Annotated in this window: 17 protein-coding genes; 15 read left to right on the top strand and 2 right to left on the bottom strand. The window is 40.5% G+C overall.

The window, feature by feature from the left end; genetic code table 11:
* Nucleotide 1 precedes the first annotated feature (1 nt).
* The 7 genes from BLS24_RS01725 to BLS24_RS01695 all read left to right on the top strand — a co-directional run bounded on the left by BLS24_RS01725 (nt 2) and on the right by BLS24_RS01695 (nt 8,884).
* Nucleotides 2–949, top strand: coding sequence for a bifunctional adenosylcobinamide kinase/adenosylcobinamide-phosphate guanylyltransferase (locus BLS24_RS01725; protein ID WP_091755557.1), 948 nt, complete (start codon nt 2–4; stop codon nt 947–949).
* Nucleotides 946–1,737: an adenosylcobinamide-GDP ribazoletransferase gene (locus tag BLS24_RS01720; protein WP_091755555.1), complete on the top strand. Its 792-nt coding sequence runs from the start codon at nt 946–948 to the stop codon at nt 1,735–1,737. The genes BLS24_RS01725 and BLS24_RS01720 overlap by 4 nt, the downstream gene beginning before the upstream one ends.
* A gap of 9 nt (nt 1,738–1,746) precedes the next feature.
* On the top strand, nt 1,747–2,742 hold the full coding sequence (gene cbiB, locus BLS24_RS01715) for an adenosylcobinamide-phosphate synthase CbiB (RefSeq protein WP_091755553.1): 996 nt from the start codon (nt 1,747–1,749) through the stop codon (nt 2,740–2,742).
* Between the two features lie 37 nt (nt 2,743–2,779).
* On the top strand, nt 2,780–4,447 hold the full coding sequence (locus BLS24_RS01710; RefSeq protein WP_091755551.1) for a spermidine synthase: 1,668 nt from the start codon (nt 2,780–2,782) through the stop codon (nt 4,445–4,447).
* Nucleotides 4,448–4,553: 106 nt separating this feature from the next.
* Nucleotides 4,554–6,575: a methyl-accepting chemotaxis protein gene (locus BLS24_RS01705; protein ID WP_091755549.1), complete on the top strand. Its 2,022-nt coding sequence runs from the start codon at nt 4,554–4,556 to the stop codon at nt 6,573–6,575.
* A 13-nt stretch (nt 6,576–6,588) separates the two neighbouring features.
* Nucleotides 6,589–7,575 carry a substrate-binding domain-containing protein gene (locus BLS24_RS01700; RefSeq protein ID WP_091755547.1) on the top strand — a complete coding sequence of 329 codons (987 nt, stop codon included), beginning with the start codon at nt 6,589–6,591 and terminating at the stop codon, nt 7,573–7,575.
* 16 nt (nt 7,576–7,591) lie between these two features.
* Nucleotides 7,592–8,884, top strand: a complete 1,293-nt coding sequence (locus BLS24_RS01695) for a chloride channel protein (protein ID WP_091755545.1) — start codon at nt 7,592–7,594, stop codon at nt 8,882–8,884.
* A 10-nt stretch (nt 8,885–8,894) separates the two neighbouring features.
* Here BLS24_RS01695 and BLS24_RS01690 read toward each other — a convergent pair whose 3' ends face one another.
* Nucleotides 8,895–9,161, bottom strand: coding sequence for a hypothetical protein (locus BLS24_RS01690; protein WP_091755543.1), 267 nt, complete (start codon nt 9,159–9,161; stop codon nt 8,895–8,897).
* Nucleotides 9,162–9,343: 182 nt separating this feature from the next.
* Between BLS24_RS01690 and BLS24_RS01685 the strand changes: the two genes are divergently transcribed.
* Entirely contained in the window at nt 9,344–9,628 is a 285-nt protein-coding gene (locus BLS24_RS01685) for a hypothetical protein (protein WP_143015135.1), read from the top strand.
* 75 nt (nt 9,629–9,703) lie between these two features.
* On the opposite strand, the gene BLS24_RS01680 is transcribed toward BLS24_RS01685, so the two are convergent.
* Nucleotides 9,704–10,225 (bottom strand): hypothetical protein, encoded by a 522-nt coding sequence (locus tag BLS24_RS01680; RefSeq protein ID WP_091755539.1) that lies wholly within the window; start codon nt 10,223–10,225, stop codon nt 9,704–9,706.
* Nucleotides 10,226–10,385: 160 nt separating this feature from the next.
* Between BLS24_RS01680 and BLS24_RS01675 the strand changes: the two genes are divergently transcribed.
* The 7 genes from BLS24_RS01675 (at nt 10,386) to BLS24_RS01645 (ending at nt 18,123) form a co-directional block, all read left to right on the top strand.
* A complete protein-coding gene (locus BLS24_RS01675; protein ID WP_091755537.1) occupies nt 10,386–11,573 on the top strand; it encodes an ABC transporter substrate-binding protein in 1,188 nt (395 codons plus the stop codon).
* A 159-nt stretch (nt 11,574–11,732) separates the two neighbouring features.
* On the top strand, nt 11,733–12,617 hold the full coding sequence (locus tag BLS24_RS01670) for a branched-chain amino acid ABC transporter permease (protein WP_091755535.1): 885 nt from the start codon (nt 11,733–11,735) through the stop codon (nt 12,615–12,617).
* A 13-nt stretch (nt 12,618–12,630) separates the two neighbouring features.
* Complete coding sequence (locus BLS24_RS01665) at nt 12,631–13,674, top strand: branched-chain amino acid ABC transporter permease (protein WP_091755533.1); 1,044 nt, start codon at nt 12,631–12,633, stop codon at nt 13,672–13,674.
* Nucleotides 13,671–14,426 carry an ABC transporter ATP-binding protein gene (locus tag BLS24_RS01660; RefSeq protein ID WP_091755531.1) on the top strand — a complete coding sequence of 252 codons (756 nt, stop codon included), beginning with the start codon at nt 13,671–13,673 and terminating at the stop codon, nt 14,424–14,426. The genes BLS24_RS01665 and BLS24_RS01660 overlap by 4 nt, the downstream gene beginning before the upstream one ends.
* Before the next feature lie 28 nt (nt 14,427–14,454).
* Nucleotides 14,455–15,168: an ABC transporter ATP-binding protein gene (locus tag BLS24_RS01655; RefSeq protein WP_091755529.1), complete on the top strand. Its 714-nt coding sequence runs from the start codon at nt 14,455–14,457 to the stop codon at nt 15,166–15,168.
* Between the two features lie 16 nt (nt 15,169–15,184).
* A complete protein-coding gene (locus BLS24_RS01650) occupies nt 15,185–15,823 on the top strand; it encodes a cytidylate kinase-like family protein (RefSeq protein WP_091755526.1) in 639 nt (212 codons plus the stop codon).
* Nucleotides 15,820–18,123: a hypothetical protein gene (locus BLS24_RS01645; protein ID WP_091755524.1), complete on the top strand. Its 2,304-nt coding sequence runs from the start codon at nt 15,820–15,822 to the stop codon at nt 18,121–18,123. Before BLS24_RS01650 ends, BLS24_RS01645 begins: the two co-directional genes overlap by 4 nt.
* Nucleotides 18,124–18,833: the final 710 nt, after the last annotated feature.

The raw sequence follows: 18,833 nt of genomic DNA, 5'->3' as shown, positions 1-18,833 counted from the left end.
TATGGTAGTTCTGATAACTGGCGGTTGTAAGAATGGAAAATCGAATAAGGCTCAGGACCTGGCGGTAAGCTATTCTAAGAAGCAAAAGGGAAAACTCTACTACGTGGCAACCATGATATCTACAGGGGCGGAAGATGACGAGCGCATCAAAAAGCATGTGGAAAGCAGAAAAGATCTTGGCTTTGATACTATTGAGCTTAAGTATAGGATAGAAGACCTTGTGGATGTTATCAGGAAAGATGAGAATCCGCCTGCATTTTTGGTGGATAGCCTCACTGCCCTTCTTGCTAATGAGATGTTTAGAGTAGATGATAAGGGCAACTTCTATGTGGACCATGATGCAACTGGAAGAGTTCAAAAGGGTCTTGGCATTTTGATAGATGAGTGCCAAAAATCCGGTGCCAGCATTGTATTTGTAAGCGATGGAATTTACAGCGATTCTATTATTTATGGAGATGAAACAATAGAGTATCAGAGGGGACTTGCGCTACTTGAACAGCTAGCTTCAAAAAGAGCTGATGAAGTTATGGAGATGACTGCTGGAGTTAAAGGAAACACAGAGCCTTTAGTAGATGGGGGACAAGCAGTGAACAAGAAACTTATATTTGGCGGAGCCTTTCAGGGCAAAAGAGCCTTTGCTAAAAGTGAATTTAATATAGAAGATAAAGAAATCTATTCTTTTACAGCTGATGACACCAAGGTGCCAGCAGGCTACAGAGCTTATGAACACGCAGAGAGGCTTGTGCGTAACATTCTCTCAGCAGAAGAGTCTTTTAACTTATTAAAAGAAGCTGAGACAGTCATAGTTGACGATATTACCTGCGGCATAGTTCCTATGGATGCTACAGACAGAAAGGCTCGTGAAGAAACAGGGCGTCTCATGCAAATGTTAGGAAAAGATCGCAGTATCTACAGAGTATTTTGCGGGGAAGGGGTGAAGATAAAATGAGGTTACTTAAGTCTTTTGCGATTGCATTTTCAATGTATTCCAAGATACCAATGCCACAATTTAAGTGGGGAAACGAGGACATGAAGTACAGCATTTGCTTCTTTCCTTTGATTGGCCTTTTGATCGGCGCTATCATGAGCGTTCTTTATTTTGTGATGCATTATATTGAACTTCCAGCAGAAACAGTGATTCCGCTGATATTAGTAGTGACCCCTGTTATTCTGACAGGCGGAATACATCTTGACGGCTTCATGGATGTGAGCGATGCGCTTTCATCCTATCAGACAAGGGAAAAGAAACTTGAGATCCTTAAAGACCCTCATATTGGAGCCTTTGCTGTTATAAGAGTTATGGTCCTTGCTGCGCTTTTCTTTGCAGGACTTGAACTTATCATGTATTACGCTGGCTCTGGGATTTCAGAAATAGTAGTCCTTGGACTTGGCCTTTGCCTTTCAAGGTGCCTAAGTGGTATCTCAGTTGTTTCATTTAAATGTGCCAAGAATGAAGGTACGCTCTATACTTTTGCAGAAGGTTCAGACAAAAAGAAGTGTCTTAGCATTTTGATAAAAGAAGCTGGCGTTGTCATGATCGCCATGATAGTCATCGGACGTTTTACAGGCGCAGCGGCTGTTTTGGCAGCTCTTTTCACATTTCTGTATTACCACGTAAGGTCAGAAAATGAGTTTGGCGGCATAACTGGTGATGTAGCAGGCTGGTTTGTGTGCATATGTGAGACGTGCATGGTGCTTGTTATCGGCGCTATGGCATATTTTTATCGCTGGCTCTAAGGGAGTGACATGATTCAATATTTTAAATACATTCCAATTACATTTATTTTGGGCTTTATCGTGGATGCCTTCGTGGGAGATCCAAGGAATATCCCACATCCTGTGCAGCTAATTGGGCGCCTCATAACTTTTTTGGAAAAGAGATTATTAATTAAAGAAGATAGTGATGACAAGAAGTATCGAAAAGGCATGTTACTGACAACTCTTGTGGTGTTATCCACAGCTTTCTTGGGGATATTTATCCTGTACTGCGCTTTTCTAGTGGATAAAGAGGTGGGGCTTATAGTGATGACCATGATGAGCTGGCAGAGTATTGCTGCAAAGAGTCTTTGCCAGGCGGCAATGGATGTGCATGAGCCTTTAAAGGATGGGAATATTGAGGGGGCTCGAACTGCAGTTAGCATGATAGTTGGCAGAGATACCGCTCTTCTTGATAAAGACGGCATCACAAGGGCAGCAGTTGAGACCGTTGCAGAAAATACCAATGACGGCGTTATCTGTCCTATGTTTTATCTGGCTATTGGCGGTCCTGTCCTTGCCTTTATCTACAAGGCTGTCAGTACCATGGATTCCATGATCGGCTACAAGAATGACAAGTATATGTTCTTTGGAAGAAGCGCAGCTAGGCTTGATGATATCTTTGCTTTTGTTCCAGCCAGGATCAGCGCAGTACTTATGATGGCAGCAGCTTTTTTACTAGAACTAACTGATAAAGCTCATTATAGCTTCAAGGATTCAGTCAGGATCTTTAAAAGAGACAGATTCAATCATGCAAGTCCAAATTCTGCACAGTGTGAGAGCGTATGTGCAGGAGCACTTGGCCTTCGCCTTGCAGGGCCAGCGGTTTACTTTGGTGAAATGCATTCTAAACCATATATTGGTGATGAAAAAAGAAAGATCGAGGCTGATGATATAGTCAGAGCTTGCAGGTTAATGTACATTACGGCACTTTTTCCAGTTATCGTTTATTCAATCATTGAAGTTATCAGGATATATGTGGTATAAGTGAAATTAGGCATTATTACTATCAAAGAGGAACGGTATGAATAAAAAGATCTTAAAGAATAAACTATTTCTGTATCTTACAGAATTCTTTGCAGGAATGTCAGTAATGGCGGTAGAACTTGGCGCCAGCAGACTTCTTGCTCCATATTTTAGCTCATCACAGATCGTGTGGACTATCATCATCGGAACTATCATGATCGCCATGGCTCTTGGTAATATTTACGGCGGCCGCAAGGCAGACAAGGACAAGGACCCAGGTAAGCTCTACGGCAGGATCCTTGTATCAGCTATCTGGATAGCACTTATCCCAGCCATTGGCAAATACGTAATCCTTGGTATTTCTGCACTTCTTATCTTTACAGTTAACAGTAACTTCCTTGTGATCGCTGCCTTTGCGGCCTGCATGGTGGTTTTTGTATTTCCATTATTCCTTCTTGGAACAGTAACTCCAAGTCTTGCCAAGTATACGACAGATTCTCTCGAAGATAACGGCAAGATCATTGGAACTCTTGGAGCTTTCAATACAGTAGGCAGTATCATCGGTACCTTCGTACCAACCTTTGTTACTATCCCTGCTGTAGGAACAGCCATCACATTCCTTATCTTTGCAGGAATCCTCATAGTTCTTTCTATTGCTTACTTTGTAAGCCCATCTGAAGGTACTGACCAAGCTACAAAAGGCTCAAAAAAAAACAGTAATGTAGCAAGGATCGTTTCCGGAATCCTTATTTTTGTTATATCTTGCGGCCTTTGCTACAACACAAGCTTTGCCTTTTGGGAGAATAACTTAACCTATGAAGGCGAGTCAGTTTACAACTATCTTCAGGTAAAAGAAACTCCAAATACAGTTATCCTTTCAACTAATGTTTTATTTGGTGTTCAGTCAGTTCTTGTTAAAGATGGTGCTCTTACAGGAATGTATTATGACGTAGCTATGGCAGCACCTTACATGGCAGGCATCAAAGATAAAGAAGAAAAGGGCGAAAATCTGGACGTTTTGATCCTAGGCATGGGCTCTGGAACATATGCAACCCAGCTTTCAAGACACTTTGACAACATCAATATTGAGGGCGTTGAGATCGACGAAAAGATAACTGATCTTGCCCACAAGTACTTTGAACTTCCTGAAACTACAAAGGTGACAACCTACGATGGCAGAGCTTATCTTGCTGCAGTGGACAAGAAGTACGACGTGATCATGGTTGATGCCTATCAGGACATTACTATTCCTTTTCAGATGTCATCAGTAGAGTTCTTTACTATGGTAAAAGAGCATCTGAATGATGGTGGAGTGATGGTTGTAAACATGAATATGTACAGCGACAATGCCATCGGAGCCCAAAATGATGCCACAATTAATACTTATCTGGCAGATACCATTTCTTCAGTGTTTAATAATGTTGTAACAATTGATGTGGTAGGTTCGACAAACAAAGAACTCTTTGCATGTGATTCCGATAATTTTCTTGAGAAGTTAAAGGATGGAGCTAGTAAAGAAGATGAGACTGACTTGAGAGCTATGATGGAGAGTGCATATAGCTCAGCACTGGCCTACGATGCAGGCAATCATATCATGACAGATGACAAAGCACCTGTTGAATTATTGGGCATGAAACAGATCGATGCAATTATTAAGGATGAGGTATTATATTACAAAGAAATTTACAAAAAACAGGGCATAAATGGACTATTGAATAGTTTATAAAATTTTTAAAAATTCATATATTTTCAGGGGCGCTAATGCTATAATCAACTCAAGCATAGCGCTTTTTTATGGCTAAAATTCAAAGGCAGCGAGGAACAAAAAGTATATGGGAGAACAGACATCAAAGACAAAGGCAGCAAAGGCAGTAAAAAAAAGAAGGGTCAGAAAGATCAGTACCAAACTTCTGTGGTACATCGTACCACTTGTAACTTTCACTGTCGTGGTTTTAGTGGCCGTTGCGGGGGAACTTTCCAAAGCACGAATGAAGGAAATGGCAAATGAGACACTGGAATCATCAATTTCAAATCAGGCCGACAATATTGAATCATGGCTTGATAACAATCTTGAATTTTTCAGTACAGTTAAACTTGTAATTGAAACTGAACATCCTGCAGATTTTGAACTTGTTAAGATTCTTGATGCATTCTATGGTTACAACAAGAGTAATCCTGATGGCATGTACATTGGAACATCATCTGGCAAGCTCTATACAGCAAGAGAGTCAGCTTTTACTGAACAGAATGTAACAGAGAGTATCTGGTTCAAACAGGGCATTACCAGAGTGGGAATGGCCTATGGCTCAGCACACCAGAATTACAACGGCGATATGGTAATAAGTGCTACAGGTATTCTTGATATGGACCGCGTTGATCTGAAGGTTATCGGTGCGGACGTACCACTTGATTCTATCACTGTAATCGTTAATTCCGGAGTTAAGATGAAGGGTGCAAGCTCATTCCTGGTAGATACAACAGATGGAACTATCCTTGCACACAGAGATGCAAGCCTTGTATCTACAACTCTTTCAGATACTAGCAGTGATGCACTTTTGAAGGGGGCAGCTAAGAAGATAGCTGCGGCAGACTATGACACATGTGAGATCGGCTCATATGTCGCAGCATTCAAGCAGGTTGAAGGAACAGATTGGATCCTTGTTTCTTATATTCCAAAGAGCGAGATCCTTGGACCAATCTATCAGATGTCATGGTATCTGGTAATCATCGGATTAGTTGCAGTTCTTCTGATAGTCGTAGCAATTCTTCTTGTTGTTAGAAAGGTTATTGCTCCACTTACAGTTATTACTAGCAACATTACAGCTATGACAGAGGGTGACTTTACTATCAATGTTGATGTTAATAGTAACGACGAGATCGGTGTCATGGGAAGACAGGTTACTGAGTTTGTTGATTCTATGAGAAACATGCTGGCTAGTATCAGCAATGAATCTGAGAAGCTTAGAAATGAATCTGACAGCAGTGACAAGGTTTCTAAGACAATGTTCTCAGCATCTCAGTCACAGGCTGCTGCTATGGAGCAGCTCAACGAAACAGTTGATCAGCTTGCTCAGGCAGTTAATGATATCGCACAGAACGCTACAACACTTGCAACTGTAGTATCTGACACAAGGGATAACAGTGATAAGGCAAGCGTCAGCATGAAAGAAACAGTTGAGATCTCTCAGAAGGGCCGTAGCGACATGGAGAAGCTCAGCGAGGCTATGATCGGAATCGAGGGAGCCAATAATGAACTTGTTGAATCCATCAATCAGGTTGGTGCAGCTTCAGAAGAGATCACAAACATTGTTGGAATGATCAGTGCCATCGCAGAAGAGACAAATCTTCTTTCACTTAATGCCAGCATTGAGGCAGCAAGAGCTGGAGAGTCAGGAAGAGGCTTTGCAGTTGTTGCTACACAGATTGGTAAGCTGGCTCAGACATCAGCAACCAGTGCCCAGAATATTTCAAAGCTTATAGATGAGGTTCGCGGACTTATCGAGAAAGCTGTCGGACAGGCTAATGCTTCTGCTGAGAGCATCAGGGAAAATAGCGAACTTATTGAAGTTGCAGTTGGAACCTTTGATCAGATCTATACAAATATTCAGCAGTCAAATGAACTTATGGAAGCTATGATCAAGAATGTTTCTAAGGTTGATGAAGTTGCAACTACTGTTGCTGCTATTTCTGAGGAACAGGCAGCCAGCGCAGATGAGATTCTCACAACTTCTGAAAATATGGTTCAGATGGCCAACGACATTACAAAGAGCAGCCAGGATGTGGCTGACAACTCAGAAGAACTTGCAGGTACTTCACAGACACTTACTTCCTATGTGCAGAGGTTTAAAATTTAAGGAGGCAGCGTAAATGAAAAAAATTATAACATGTCTATTGGTGGGGATACTGATGGTGACAGCTCTTGTGGGCTGCGGACAGGCAAGTACTGTTTCTGCCGCAGAGAATAGCGGAGGAAAAAAGATTCTTTTCATTATGCCAGATCGAAATGATGTATTCAGGATTTCTTTGTCTAACGCTATCATAAGCGAGGGCGAGGCTAAAGGTGTCACAGTTGACTTGGTTCAGACAGGAAAAAGTGTAGAAGCACAGTATTCTCTTGTGGAGAGTGCAAAAAAGCAGGGATATTCAGCTATCATCATAAAGCTTGCTGATGCTAGCACTGCTCTTCAGATGGATGTAGCTTCTAACGGCCTTCCTATAGTATATGTTAACAATAAGCCAAAGGATGAACATTTGGAGGCTGACAAATATATTTATGTAGCTTCTAATGAGGAAGAGGCTGGACAGCTTCAGGCTGAGTACGTTTTAAAGAAACTTGGCAATCCGTCATCAATGAATGTTATAATAATAGAAGGAGAACCTGGCCATTCTGGAACGATTGGAAGAACAAGCGCAGTTAAGAAAACTCTTAAAGATAATGGCTGCAATGCCAATTATGTGTTTGTTGACTACGGTAACTGGTCAGATTCAAAGGCAGAGGACCTCTTTAACATATTTACTCTTACAGGACAGGATGTTGACGCAGTATTTTGTAACAACGATACCATGGCACTTGGTGTTATCGAAGCTATGAAAAAGAATGGCTACAGCTACAAGGATATTCCTGTATGCGGCGTAGATGCTACATCTAATGGATGTGCTTCTATTGAAAAGGGTGAGATTTCTTTTTCAGTTCTTCAGAATGCCAAGGGACAGGGCGCTGCAGCTGTAGATGCGGCAATTGCCTTAAGTAAGGGCGGATCTATCAAGAACATCGAATATGCTACAGAGGACTGCAAGTATATCTTTGTTCCTTTTGAACCAGTTGATGCTAGCAATGTTAGCAACTATAGGTGATGAATAAAAAGAAAAAATGAAAGAAAACAATTCTGAGTCGAGTACTGTAAAGCAGATTATAGAACAGATTCAGGAAGCTAACCTTTTAGGACAGCTAAGGGTATTACTCAGATGGGTGCTTTTGGGATCCATTACCGGCGTAGTAGTTGGTGTAATAGGCGCAATGTTCTATCACGGGATAATATGGGCTACAGATTTTAGAACAGAGCATGACTACATCATACTAGGCTTGCCATTTGCCGGTCTTCTTATTGTTTTCTTATATAGATTATGCAAAGACTACGAAGACAAGGGGACTAACCTTGTCATCAAATCGATTCAAGCAGGGGAGAACCTTCCAATTACTAAGGCTCCCCTGATTTTTATTTCTACAATACTTACACATCTTTTTGGCGGTTCAACCGGTCGAGAAAGCGCTGCTCTTCAGATGGGCGGCAGCATTGGCTATAACCTTGGCAAATTGTTCAGACTCAAGGAAGGCAATGTTAAGATCATCACTATGTGTGGCATGAGTGCTGCATTCTCAGCTCTTTTTGGAACTCCTATGACAGCGGCCTTTATGGCTATGGAAATTGAAAATATTGGAATAATGTATTACTCAGCTCTGGTGCCTTGTGTAATATCTGCACTGGTCGCTTCTGGCATATCCAAATATCTTGGTGTTGTAGAAGAGACTTTTTCTGTAAACGTAGTACCTGAGTTTTCGCTGTACAACGCAGTATTTACAGGTATACTTGCAATACTGTGTGCGGTAGTAAGCGTGCTTTTTTGCAATGTACTTAAATTATCAGGACGAACCTACAAAAAGCTGATCTCAAATCCATATATTAGGATATTTGTAGGCGGATGCATAGTTTCAGCCCTGACATTTGCTTCTGGAACAAGACTTTATAATGGTGCGGGAATAAATGTGATAGAAATGGCTGTTAAAGGAGAGGCGCCTTATATAGCGTTCCTTTTAAAGATAATATTTACAGCCCTTACGTTAGGTGCAGGATATAAGGGCGGTGAAATCGTACCGGCCCTTTATATCGGTGCTACCTTTGGCTGTTTGTATTCACAGCTTTTGGGATTTGATCCAGCTCTTTGTGCGGCAATAGGTATGGGCGCCTTGTTCTGCGGCGTTACCAATTGCCCTATCTCATCTCTTTTCATATGCTTTGAGCTATTTGGCTTTAAAGGAATGCCATATTATCTTTTGGCAATAGCCCTAAGCTACACTTTCTCTGGCTATTCAAGTCTGTATAGCAGTCAAAAGATTGTATATTCCAAATTTCACAACAGATATGTGAATAGGGATACAAAATAAGCAAAGCAAGTTACATGAAACGGAATTCGTCGAACTGAGGATCTTCTATAAAGTCAGAAATAAGATTTAATGGAGTCAGGCCTATGGCCTCATGATGAATCTGCTCACGGATGACCATTTTTTCATAAGATGATAATGCAGAATACTCTGGATGACTTTGCGCGTACTTGTCGTTTAGCTGATCAAATAGATTATACTCCGGATCGCCCCAAGCAAATACTTCGGCTGTCTTCAGATTAGGTTTGAACGGAGAATATCGCAGCTGGTTGTTACTCATAACAGTGCTCCTTTCTCTTCTGTTTTACCCTACTTCATAATAATAACATAGTTTTTAATAAAATTTCATAAATTACTACTTTTTATTTACATAAAATTTCAACGGGCGTAATTGCATATTTGGGCCAAAAAGAATAATATATCCATGATGAGTAATGTGCGTTTGTGAGAGGATATATGTATATGGGATTGTCAGTAGGTGGAATTGGTGCATATGGAATGAGCTTCGTTCAGCCTCTTAATTATTCGATCAAGAATAGATCAGATGTATCAGATGCCTTCAAGGAGACGGGATTAAAGGGAGAGATCGAGAATGTTCCTCCAGTTGTTTATCCAAATGCTCAGAAGGTAAACAAGATGTACAACGAGGTGGCAGAGAAGTTTCAGGGCATGACAGTAGGATATGGAAGTGATTCCGTTGGATTATCATACGGAATGGAAGGTAATTCAGTAGATCTTTTTGCATGATGATATTTCAGGTAGGATGGAAATATAAAAAGACGGTGTCTACATTTAATGTAGGCGCCGTCTTTGTTTTGGCTTTTATCTGATATTATTAGGAAGATGACCAAGTAATTTGGCTTCCTGTATCTTTTCATTTACATCAACAAGAAACTGATGATTATCTGGATCAGTTATAAAATCTAGAAAATCCGAAGCTTCTTTTTTGGTGAGCTTTTGAATTCCTGTTAGATAATTCAAAATCTCTTCATTAGTCTTACCTTCATTTATGAGCTTGTCCACAATATCAAAAAGAACCATGAATCTTCTCATTTTGATGCGGGTATGTATATTATAAAGTTCAACAACAATGGATGTCAGTATGAAAAAAGCGACCGCAGAAAGGATAAGACTTAGTATACCAGTAAGATAGATACCAACCCTGAGATTAAGGATCCCAGCAAAAAAACTGGAGATCATTACGATTGAAACGGAAGAAATGACTATTGCCAGTCGAGCGGAGTTTCGCTTGGCTTCTGTAAGTTCCATAAGCCGGACTGCTATTCCAAAAACGAAATAGAAGACGAAAGCGAAAGCTATCCCCAAATAACATAATTGAAGCATAGGATTCATCCCCCTTTTTTTAATTGTAACAATCATAAAAGAAAAAAGCAATTTTGCGATTGACTTTTACACTACAATGCTTTAACCTTTAAAAGTAACAAGAGATTGTATACAAATATACATCTTCCAAATTGTTACATTCTTATAGGAGGACATTATTATGAAGAGATTTAAAAAGGTATTGAGTACTTTCATGGCTACAGCAATGGTTGCATCTATGATCGTTGGTTGTGCTGATGCTACTGAAGGTTCTGCTCCAGCAGAAGGATCAGCTAGCGGAGAGGCTACATTCAAGATTGGTGCTATTGGACCACTTACAGGTGGAGCTGCAGCATATGGTAATGCAGTTTGTAACGCAGCAGAGCTTGCAGTTGAGGAGATTAATGCAGCAGGCGGAATCAACGGATTTAAGGTTGAGTACAGCAAAGAAGATGATGAGCTCAACGCTGAGAAATCTGTAAATGCTTATAATACACTTAAGGACTGGGGAATGCAGGTCCTTGTTGGATCAACAACAAGTGCTTGCTCAATTGCTGTTTCAGAGTACACAAAGGCTGACAACATGTTCCAGCTTACACCTTCAGGATCAGCAGTTGATTGCGTAAAGTATGACAACGCTTTCCGTGTATGCTTCTCAGATCCTAACCAGGGTATTGCTTCTGCTCAGTATATTTCTGACAAGAAGCTTGCTACAAAGGTTGGCATCATCTATGACAGCTCAGACGTTTATTCAAACGGAATCTATCAGAAGTTTGTAGAAGAGTCTGAAGGCAAGAACTTTGAGATCGTTTCTGCTGAGGCATTCACTCAGGATAACAACACTGATTTCTCAGTTCAGCTTCAGAAGGCTAAGGACGCAGGAGCAGATCTTGTATTCCTTCCTATCTACTACAAGGATGCATCACTTATCCTTACACAGGCTAACACAATGGGATATTCACCAATCTTTTTTGGTGTAGATGGTCTTGATGGACTTCTTACAGTTGATAACTTTGATACATCACTTGCTGAGGGCGTAATGCTTCTGACACCTTTCGCAGCTGATGCTACAGATGATCTTACAGTTAACTTTGTAACTAAGTACAAGGAAAAATACGGTGAAGTTCCTAACCAGTTTGCAGCAGATGCTTATGATGCTGTTTACATCATCAAGGAAGCTATCGAGAAGGCAGGCGTAACTCCTGATATGAGCGTTTCTGAGATTGGTGACAAGCTTAAGGCTGCTATGGTTGAGATCGAGGCTTCAGGTCTTACATCTTCTAAGATGACTTGGGATGCAAGCGGTGAGCCAAACAAAGAGCCTAAGGCTGTAGTTATCAAGGACGGAGCTTACGTATCAGCTCAGTGATCGTCTCTTTATAAAATAATTTAATCGACTATTATTTAGCGAGGGCGCTGAAAAAATTAGTGCCCTCGTTTGTTATATTTGTAATTAATTTTATGGTTGTTGTGCTATCATATATTTATGTGAAAAAAGGATAAAAAGTATCAAGAGTTGGAGGTAGATATGAGTTTTTTAACATATCTTATTAGTGGGCTTAGCTTAGGAAGCATATATGCCATCATCGCTTTAGGATATACGATGGTTTACGGTATAGCTAAGATGCTCAATTTCGCCCACGGTGATTTTATCATGGTAGGCTGTTACATCATCTTTTCGGTGACAGCATCTCTAGGAGGTAATCCACTTTTAGGAATTCTGGTGGCAGTCGTCCTCTGTACAATCCTTGGAATTACAACTGAATTTGTGGCTTATAGACCACTTCGTGGAGCAGCATCTCCTTTGGCAGTGCTCATTACAGCTATCGGCGTCAGCTATTTCCTTGAGAACGTGGCCCTTCTTATATTCGGTGCAGACATTAAGTCTTTTTCATCAGTTATCAGCTGGGAAGGCTTGTCTTTTGCTGGTGGACAGCTTCGAATTCAGGGTGTAACAATAGTCACCATCCTCATTAGCGTATTGGTACTTGTAGTTTTACAGCTCTTTATCAAAAAGACCAAGCAGGGTCAAGCAATGCTTGCAGTTGCCGAAGATAAGGGAGCGGCAACTCTTATGGGTATAGATGTTAACAAGACCATCATGCTGACATTTGCTATCGGTTCAGCTCTTGCAGCTATTGCTGGAGCGCTTCTTTGCTCAGCATATCCATCTCTTTCTCCATATACAGGAGCAATGCCTGGTATCAAGGCTTTCGTAGCAGCGGTTCTTGGCGGAATCGGATCAATTCCAGGAGCTATGATCGGTGGACTTGTACTTGGAATAGTAGAGATCCTTAGTAAAACCTATATTTCATCACAGCTTTCAGATGCCATTGTGTTCGGTATTCTTGTAATCGTATTATTAGTGAAACCTACCGGAATACTCGGTAAAAAAATACAAGAAAAGGTATGACGGGGGTGAAGGCATGAAAAAGAAATATGATAATCTGATCACCTATGGAATTGTGATCTTAGCATTTATAATATTCCAGGTACTTGCAGCTACCGGAAATCTTTCAAGTCATATGAGAGGACTTTTGGTCCCAATGACCTATTACGCAGTAATAGCTGTTGCTCTTAACCTTTGCGTAGGTATTTTAGGAGAGCTTAGTATTGGACACTGCGGATTTATGTGCATAGGAGCTTTTACCAGCGCATTTTTTTCAAAGGTTACTCAGAACGTTCTTCCAACTGCCCCAAGATTTATCCTGGCATTTGTTGTGGGAATCGCTTTTGCGGCTTTGTTCGGATTTCTCATTGGAATTCCAGTACTTAGACTTAAGGGCGACTATCTCGCCATCGTTACATTGGCCTTTGGCGAGATCATCAAGACAGTTATCAATGCATTTTATATTGGAATTGACAAGCATGGACTTCACTTTTCATTAAAGAATGCTATGGAGCTTGGCATGGAGCCTGATGGAGAAGTTATTGTCAACGGAGCTATGGGTATTACAGGAACTCCACACGATGCTAACTTTACTATCAGTATTGTTGTGCTTCTATTAGCTCTTTTCGTGGTTCAGAACCTTGTAAATTCAAGAGATGGTCGTGCAATCATGGCTATCAGAGACAATGCTATCGCAGCTGAGGCAACAGGAATCAATATTACCAAGTACAAGATGCTTGCATTTGTTATTTCTGCAGCCATTGCTGGAGCAGCAGGAGTTCTTTATTCACACAATATCACATCACTTACAGCTTCATCTCAGTACTTTGGATTTAACGCATCCATCATGATCCTTGTATATGTGGTACTTGGCGGAATCGGAAATATCAGAGGAAGCGTTATTGCTGCGTGCATTTTGTATGTATTACCAGAGCTCCTTAGAGGACTCAATACATATCGTATGCTGATCTATTCAATCATTCTCATAGTAATGATGATCGTTAACTGGTCACCTAAGGTAATCGACTGGAGAAAGAAGACCTTTGGCCGCTTCACAGTTAGAAAGGGGGCAAAGGCATGACACTTTTAGATGTAAATAAGCTTAGTATCTCCTTTGGAGGACTTAGAGCCGTTGATGACTTTAACCTTCAGATCGAAAAGGGCGAGCTCTACGGACTCATCGGACCAAACGGAGCTGGTAAAACAACTGTATTTAACCTTCTTACAGGCGTGTACAAGCCAAACGAAGGCATCATCAAGCTTGATGGCGAGGATATCACCAGAAAGAACACTGTTCAGATCAATCAGGCAGGTATCGCAAGAACCTTCCAGAATATTAGACTTTTTAAGCAGATGTCTGTTATCGATAATGTTAAGGTTGGACTTTCTGAGCGCTTCAAATACAGCACTCTTGAGGGAGTTCTTCATGTTGGAAAGTATAGAAAAGTCGAGAAGGAAATGAATGAAGAGGCTATGAAGCTTCTTAAGGTCTTTGATCTTGATGGAGAAAAAGATACACTGGCATCTAATCTTCCTTATGGTAAGCAGAGAAAACTTGAGATAGCAAGAGCTATGGCTACAAATCCAAAGCTTCTCTTACTTGATGAGCCTGCAGCAGGCATGAATCCAAATGAGACCAAAGAACTGATGGATACTATCTCATTAGTTCGTAAAGAATTTGGAATGACGATTCTTTTGATCGAGCATGATATGAAGCTTGTATCAGGAATCTGTGAGAAGCTTACAGTTCTTAACTTTGGAAGAGTTCTGTGCCAGGGCGAGACCAAAGAGGTCCTTGCTAATCCAGAAGTAATCAAGGCTTACTTAGGCTGAGAGGACTAAATTACTTGGAGAATATATTATGAGCGAATTTTTAAGCGTAAAAGATTTAAGCGTATATTATGGTGTTATCCAGTCTCTTAAAGGTGTCTCTTTTCATGTAGACAAAGGAGAGATCGTAGCCCTCATAGGTGCTAACGGAGCAGGTAAGACCACAACACTTCACACTTTATCAGGCCTTATTCAGGCGGATAAAGGTGAGATCGTTTACAAAGATCAGAATATCACAACGATTCCAGGTCACAAGATCGTAAATCTTGGAATGGCGCAGGTTCCAGAGGGAAGGCGTGTATTTGCTGAAATGACCGTTCTGCAGAACCTCAAGATGGGAGCTTATACCAGAAAAGATAAGGCTGAGATGGACGAGACACTTAAGACTATTTATCAGCGCTTCCCAAGACTTGAAGAGAGAAAGAGCCAGCTTGCTGGAACACTTAGTGGTGGTGAGCAGCAGATGCTTGCTATGGGTAGAGCCCTTATGTCTCATCCTGAGATCATCCTTCTCGATGAGCCATCCATGGGTCTTTCACCAATCTTTGTAAATGAGATCTTTGATATTATCGAGAAGATCAACAAGGACGGAGTTACAGTTCTTTTGGTTGAGCAGAATGCCAAGAAGGCGCTCTCAATAGCTAACAGGGCTTATGTTCTTGAGACAGGCAAGATCGTAAAAGAGGGCATTGCCAGCGAGCTTTTGGATGATGAAACAATAAAGAAAGCATATCTTGGCGAATAATAGCGGGGGAAATGGTATGAAAAGAAACATTGTCATTACAATCGCAAGACAGTACGGAAGTGGCGGCAGAACCGTCGGTGAAAAGCTTGCAAATGAGCTTGGAATCCACTATTACAACAAGGAACTCATAAAACTTGCTTCTGAAGAAAGTGGAATAAATGAGTCTTTATTCTTGGAGGCTGATGAGAAACTTCGAAATAATGGCTTTTTCAAGGCACCAATAAATGTCTATAACGGAGAGCTTATCGGCCCTGACAGCAAGGACTTTACTTCTACTGATAATCTTTTTAACTATCAGGCTAAGGTCATCAAAAAACTTGCTGACACCACAAGCTGCGTTATCATAGGCCGTGCTGCAAACTTCGTTCTTAAGGATTATGACAACGTTCTTAGTGTATTTGTACACGCACCTCATGACTTCCTCATGCAGGAAGCTGCCAAGGTTCAGCCTCTTAAAGGCAAAGAACTTGAGAAGTTCTGCGCAAGAGAAGACAAATATCGCGCTGAATACTATATGCATCACACAGGAAATCTCTGGACTGATGCCATGAACTATGACCTGTGTATCGATAGCAGTAAGCTTGGCTTTGATAAGTGCGTTGAAGCTATCAAGGCCCAGCTCAAAGTAAGATTTGGTGAGGATATTTTCGAATGAAGAAGCTTTGGGAAAATAAAAAACTCCTTATATTAGTTCTGGTGGCGGTTGAAGTAGTTCTTTTGATAGTAAATGCTCTTAGATTTAATAGAGAAGAGAGTATAAGCTATTCATCAGATGATCTGCTCCTTGCACATAAAAATCTTGAAACTAATACTATCGAATATGAGAGCGGATTCTATGCTGATCACAGTAATGTGGAAGGGGCTTACGTTGTTACAAAGCCTACGTTCCTCAAAAAAGGCATTTATTCCGTGACTGTAGATTATAGCTCTAATGCAGAGGATAACTGGCATACCTGCTATATGGTGCTTGATGCAGTGGGAGATACTTCTGAAGGAAAAACTGCAGATCTGGCTTACAGCGACCATACTGCAATGCCAGGTAAGTTCACCAGTGTTTCAGCTCTTTCTTGGGTTAGATACGGGACAGAGTTTGAAGTCCGCATGGGGCCTGAAACAGATGCTACAGGTGACAATATATATGTTCTTGTAAATGGCGTGAATATCACATACATGAAGGGCAAGACCATAGCCAATGAGACAGCCAAACTGTTTTTTATTTTTGCGCTACTAGATTTGCTTGCATTTCTTTTCCTACTTAAGAGAAAAGAGACTCTTAGCTTCCTTAAGGGAAAAGAGCTGACTATTGGAGTGATGCTATTTACTCTATTCTTCTCAAGTTATCCGCTTTTATATAGAAAATTATATTTTGGCGATGATATTTACTATCATTTGAGAAGGATTGCATTTTCGGCTGAGGCCCTTAGAAGTGGTCAGTTTCCAGTACACATCCTTCCAGGATGGGACAATGGTTACGGCTATGCTGCTGGTGTGGGCTATGGAGATCTGCTCCTTTATCCTTCATCAATACTTGTTAATCTTGGATTTACACTTCAGATGGCATATAAGTTCTACATTTTCCTTACAAATGTGCTGTCTGTGTTTATTTCATATTTTGCATTTAAAAAGATTTCTGGAAATGAGAGAGTTGGTCTCTTTTCGTCAGTACTATTCACACTGATCGGATTTAGACTTCATAGTATCTATTCAGGAGCGACAGTTGGTGAGTTTGGAGCATTTACCTTTCTTCCACTGGTGATCCTTGGACTTTGGGAAATTTATACCAAGAAGTCCAAGAAGGCGTACATTACGCTGGCTCTTGGAGTAACACTTACTCTTTCGTGCCATGTGCTTTCAACCTTTATTTTGGCACTGGTGATTCCTCTTTTCTGCATCCTTATGATCGAGAAAACTCTGCAAAAAGAGATACTGTTGCCACTACTCAAGGCATTACTTGCTATAGTTCTATTAAATCTTCACTTTATAGTACCTCTTGCGGATTACATGTTATTTCAGAACATGAGAGGCAATACTATAAATGACATTCTATGGAACAGAGGTCAGGAGCTTGTTCATCTCTTTAACCTGCAAAAGGCAGCCTTTCTTGATACTGGTGGATTTGTAGGTCTTGGAGTAGTTTCAATTGCAGTACTTGCCCTTGCTGCAGGCTTTGTGCTTACAGGAAGATTTAAGGAAAAGACAGGAGCTTATCTAAGAATATTTGTGCTTAGCATCTTGTTTGTAGCCCTTAGCCTTAATTCAACTTTTTATTTCTTCCTTAATGACAAGCTGCCATTTATGTACAAGCTTCTTGGAAATATGCAGTTCCCATGGCATTTTCTTGATGTGTCTTGCGGAATGGTAGTTTTCTGGTTTGCTGTTACAATGGGCGAGCTCTTAAGATATGAAGATAAGAGTATAAAGGGCTATATTGCAATGGCACTACTTGTTTTGATGTGCGTAGTGCAGAGCGAGGAACTTCTTGGAGATGTTATAAAGGAAGGAAATCCAATAACATCTTTTAATAGCAATTATCTTAGAGAGCCATTCTATGTGGAGTTCAGTATCAAGGATATCAACACAGGTCTTACTTCCATGTATCAGGACATGGTGTTACCAGAAGGATCAGAGGCTACAGCTACTGTATCTAAAAAGAACGGCACAACACTTTATGTACAGGCTGATAATCCTACAGGGGATGTGGTAATAGCAGAAGCACCTCTTTGGGGGTACAGGCACTATGCTGTTAAGGCCAAGGGAACCAAGATTAAGTGCTACATGGCAGAAGATAAGAAGCTTGCAGTTGAGATTCCAGCTGGCTACAGTGGCTTGTTTAAGATCTATTTCAGAGAACCATGGTTCTGGAGACTTGCGGAGTTTGTATCACTAGTTACATTGGTATATTTGCTTGGATTACATACCTTTGTGCTCAAGCTTACAAGGAAAAATAATGACTAGGATAATATTGGTCAGCTATAGAATGGCTGAATTTAGCGATATTTAGCCTGATATGAAATGATACAAGGTTTTAGGCTAAAGAAAAAATAAGAATATTATGGCGTTGGAATAGTGAGATTAGCCGAACGATCATAGAAATGATCGTTTCGGCTAATTTTTTTGCTAGTTTTTGAATTTTGACTTCGAAAGTAGCGATTATTTTTTAGCCTAATTGGTTGGAAAAGAAGATAATAGGCTAAGGAGAGCTAGAATTAGTTTGAAATGAGGACAAAAAAGTTTAGCCGAAAGGCTTAAAAACAAAAGAATTTGGATAAAAAAGAAAAAAGTAAAAAAACTTTCGATAAACGCTTGCATTTCTTGTTAGCATATGCTAATATACATTTTGTTAGCAGAAGCTAACAAGTAAAAACGTCAATGCCAAGGCGTTATTTACACGTGACATACAATAGTCATAAGAAATCTCCTACCTGAACAGGTGCATCTTGCCAATGCACCTGTTTTTCTTTTGTGTAGAGCACTTGACGAGGTAGTGTAGAGCACTTAGCGAGGTATTACGCGAAATTTTTTTACAAAATTTGTAATTAATTATAAAATTAATCTAAAGTTTTTTTCGAATTGGACGATAATAATAGTGAAAAGCGGAAAGAGTGAGTAAACCTTGGGTGTTTACGCCATGAAAATATTTTTAGTAAAAAACTAAAGTAATGGCG

It is taken from the genome of Butyrivibrio sp. INlla18 (assembly GCF_900103635.1).
Classification (GTDB): Bacteria; Bacillota; Clostridia; order Lachnospirales; family Lachnospiraceae; genus Butyrivibrio.
Note: the sequence above shows the minus strand (reverse complement) of the source record. Positions and strands in the feature narration are given on the sequence as shown.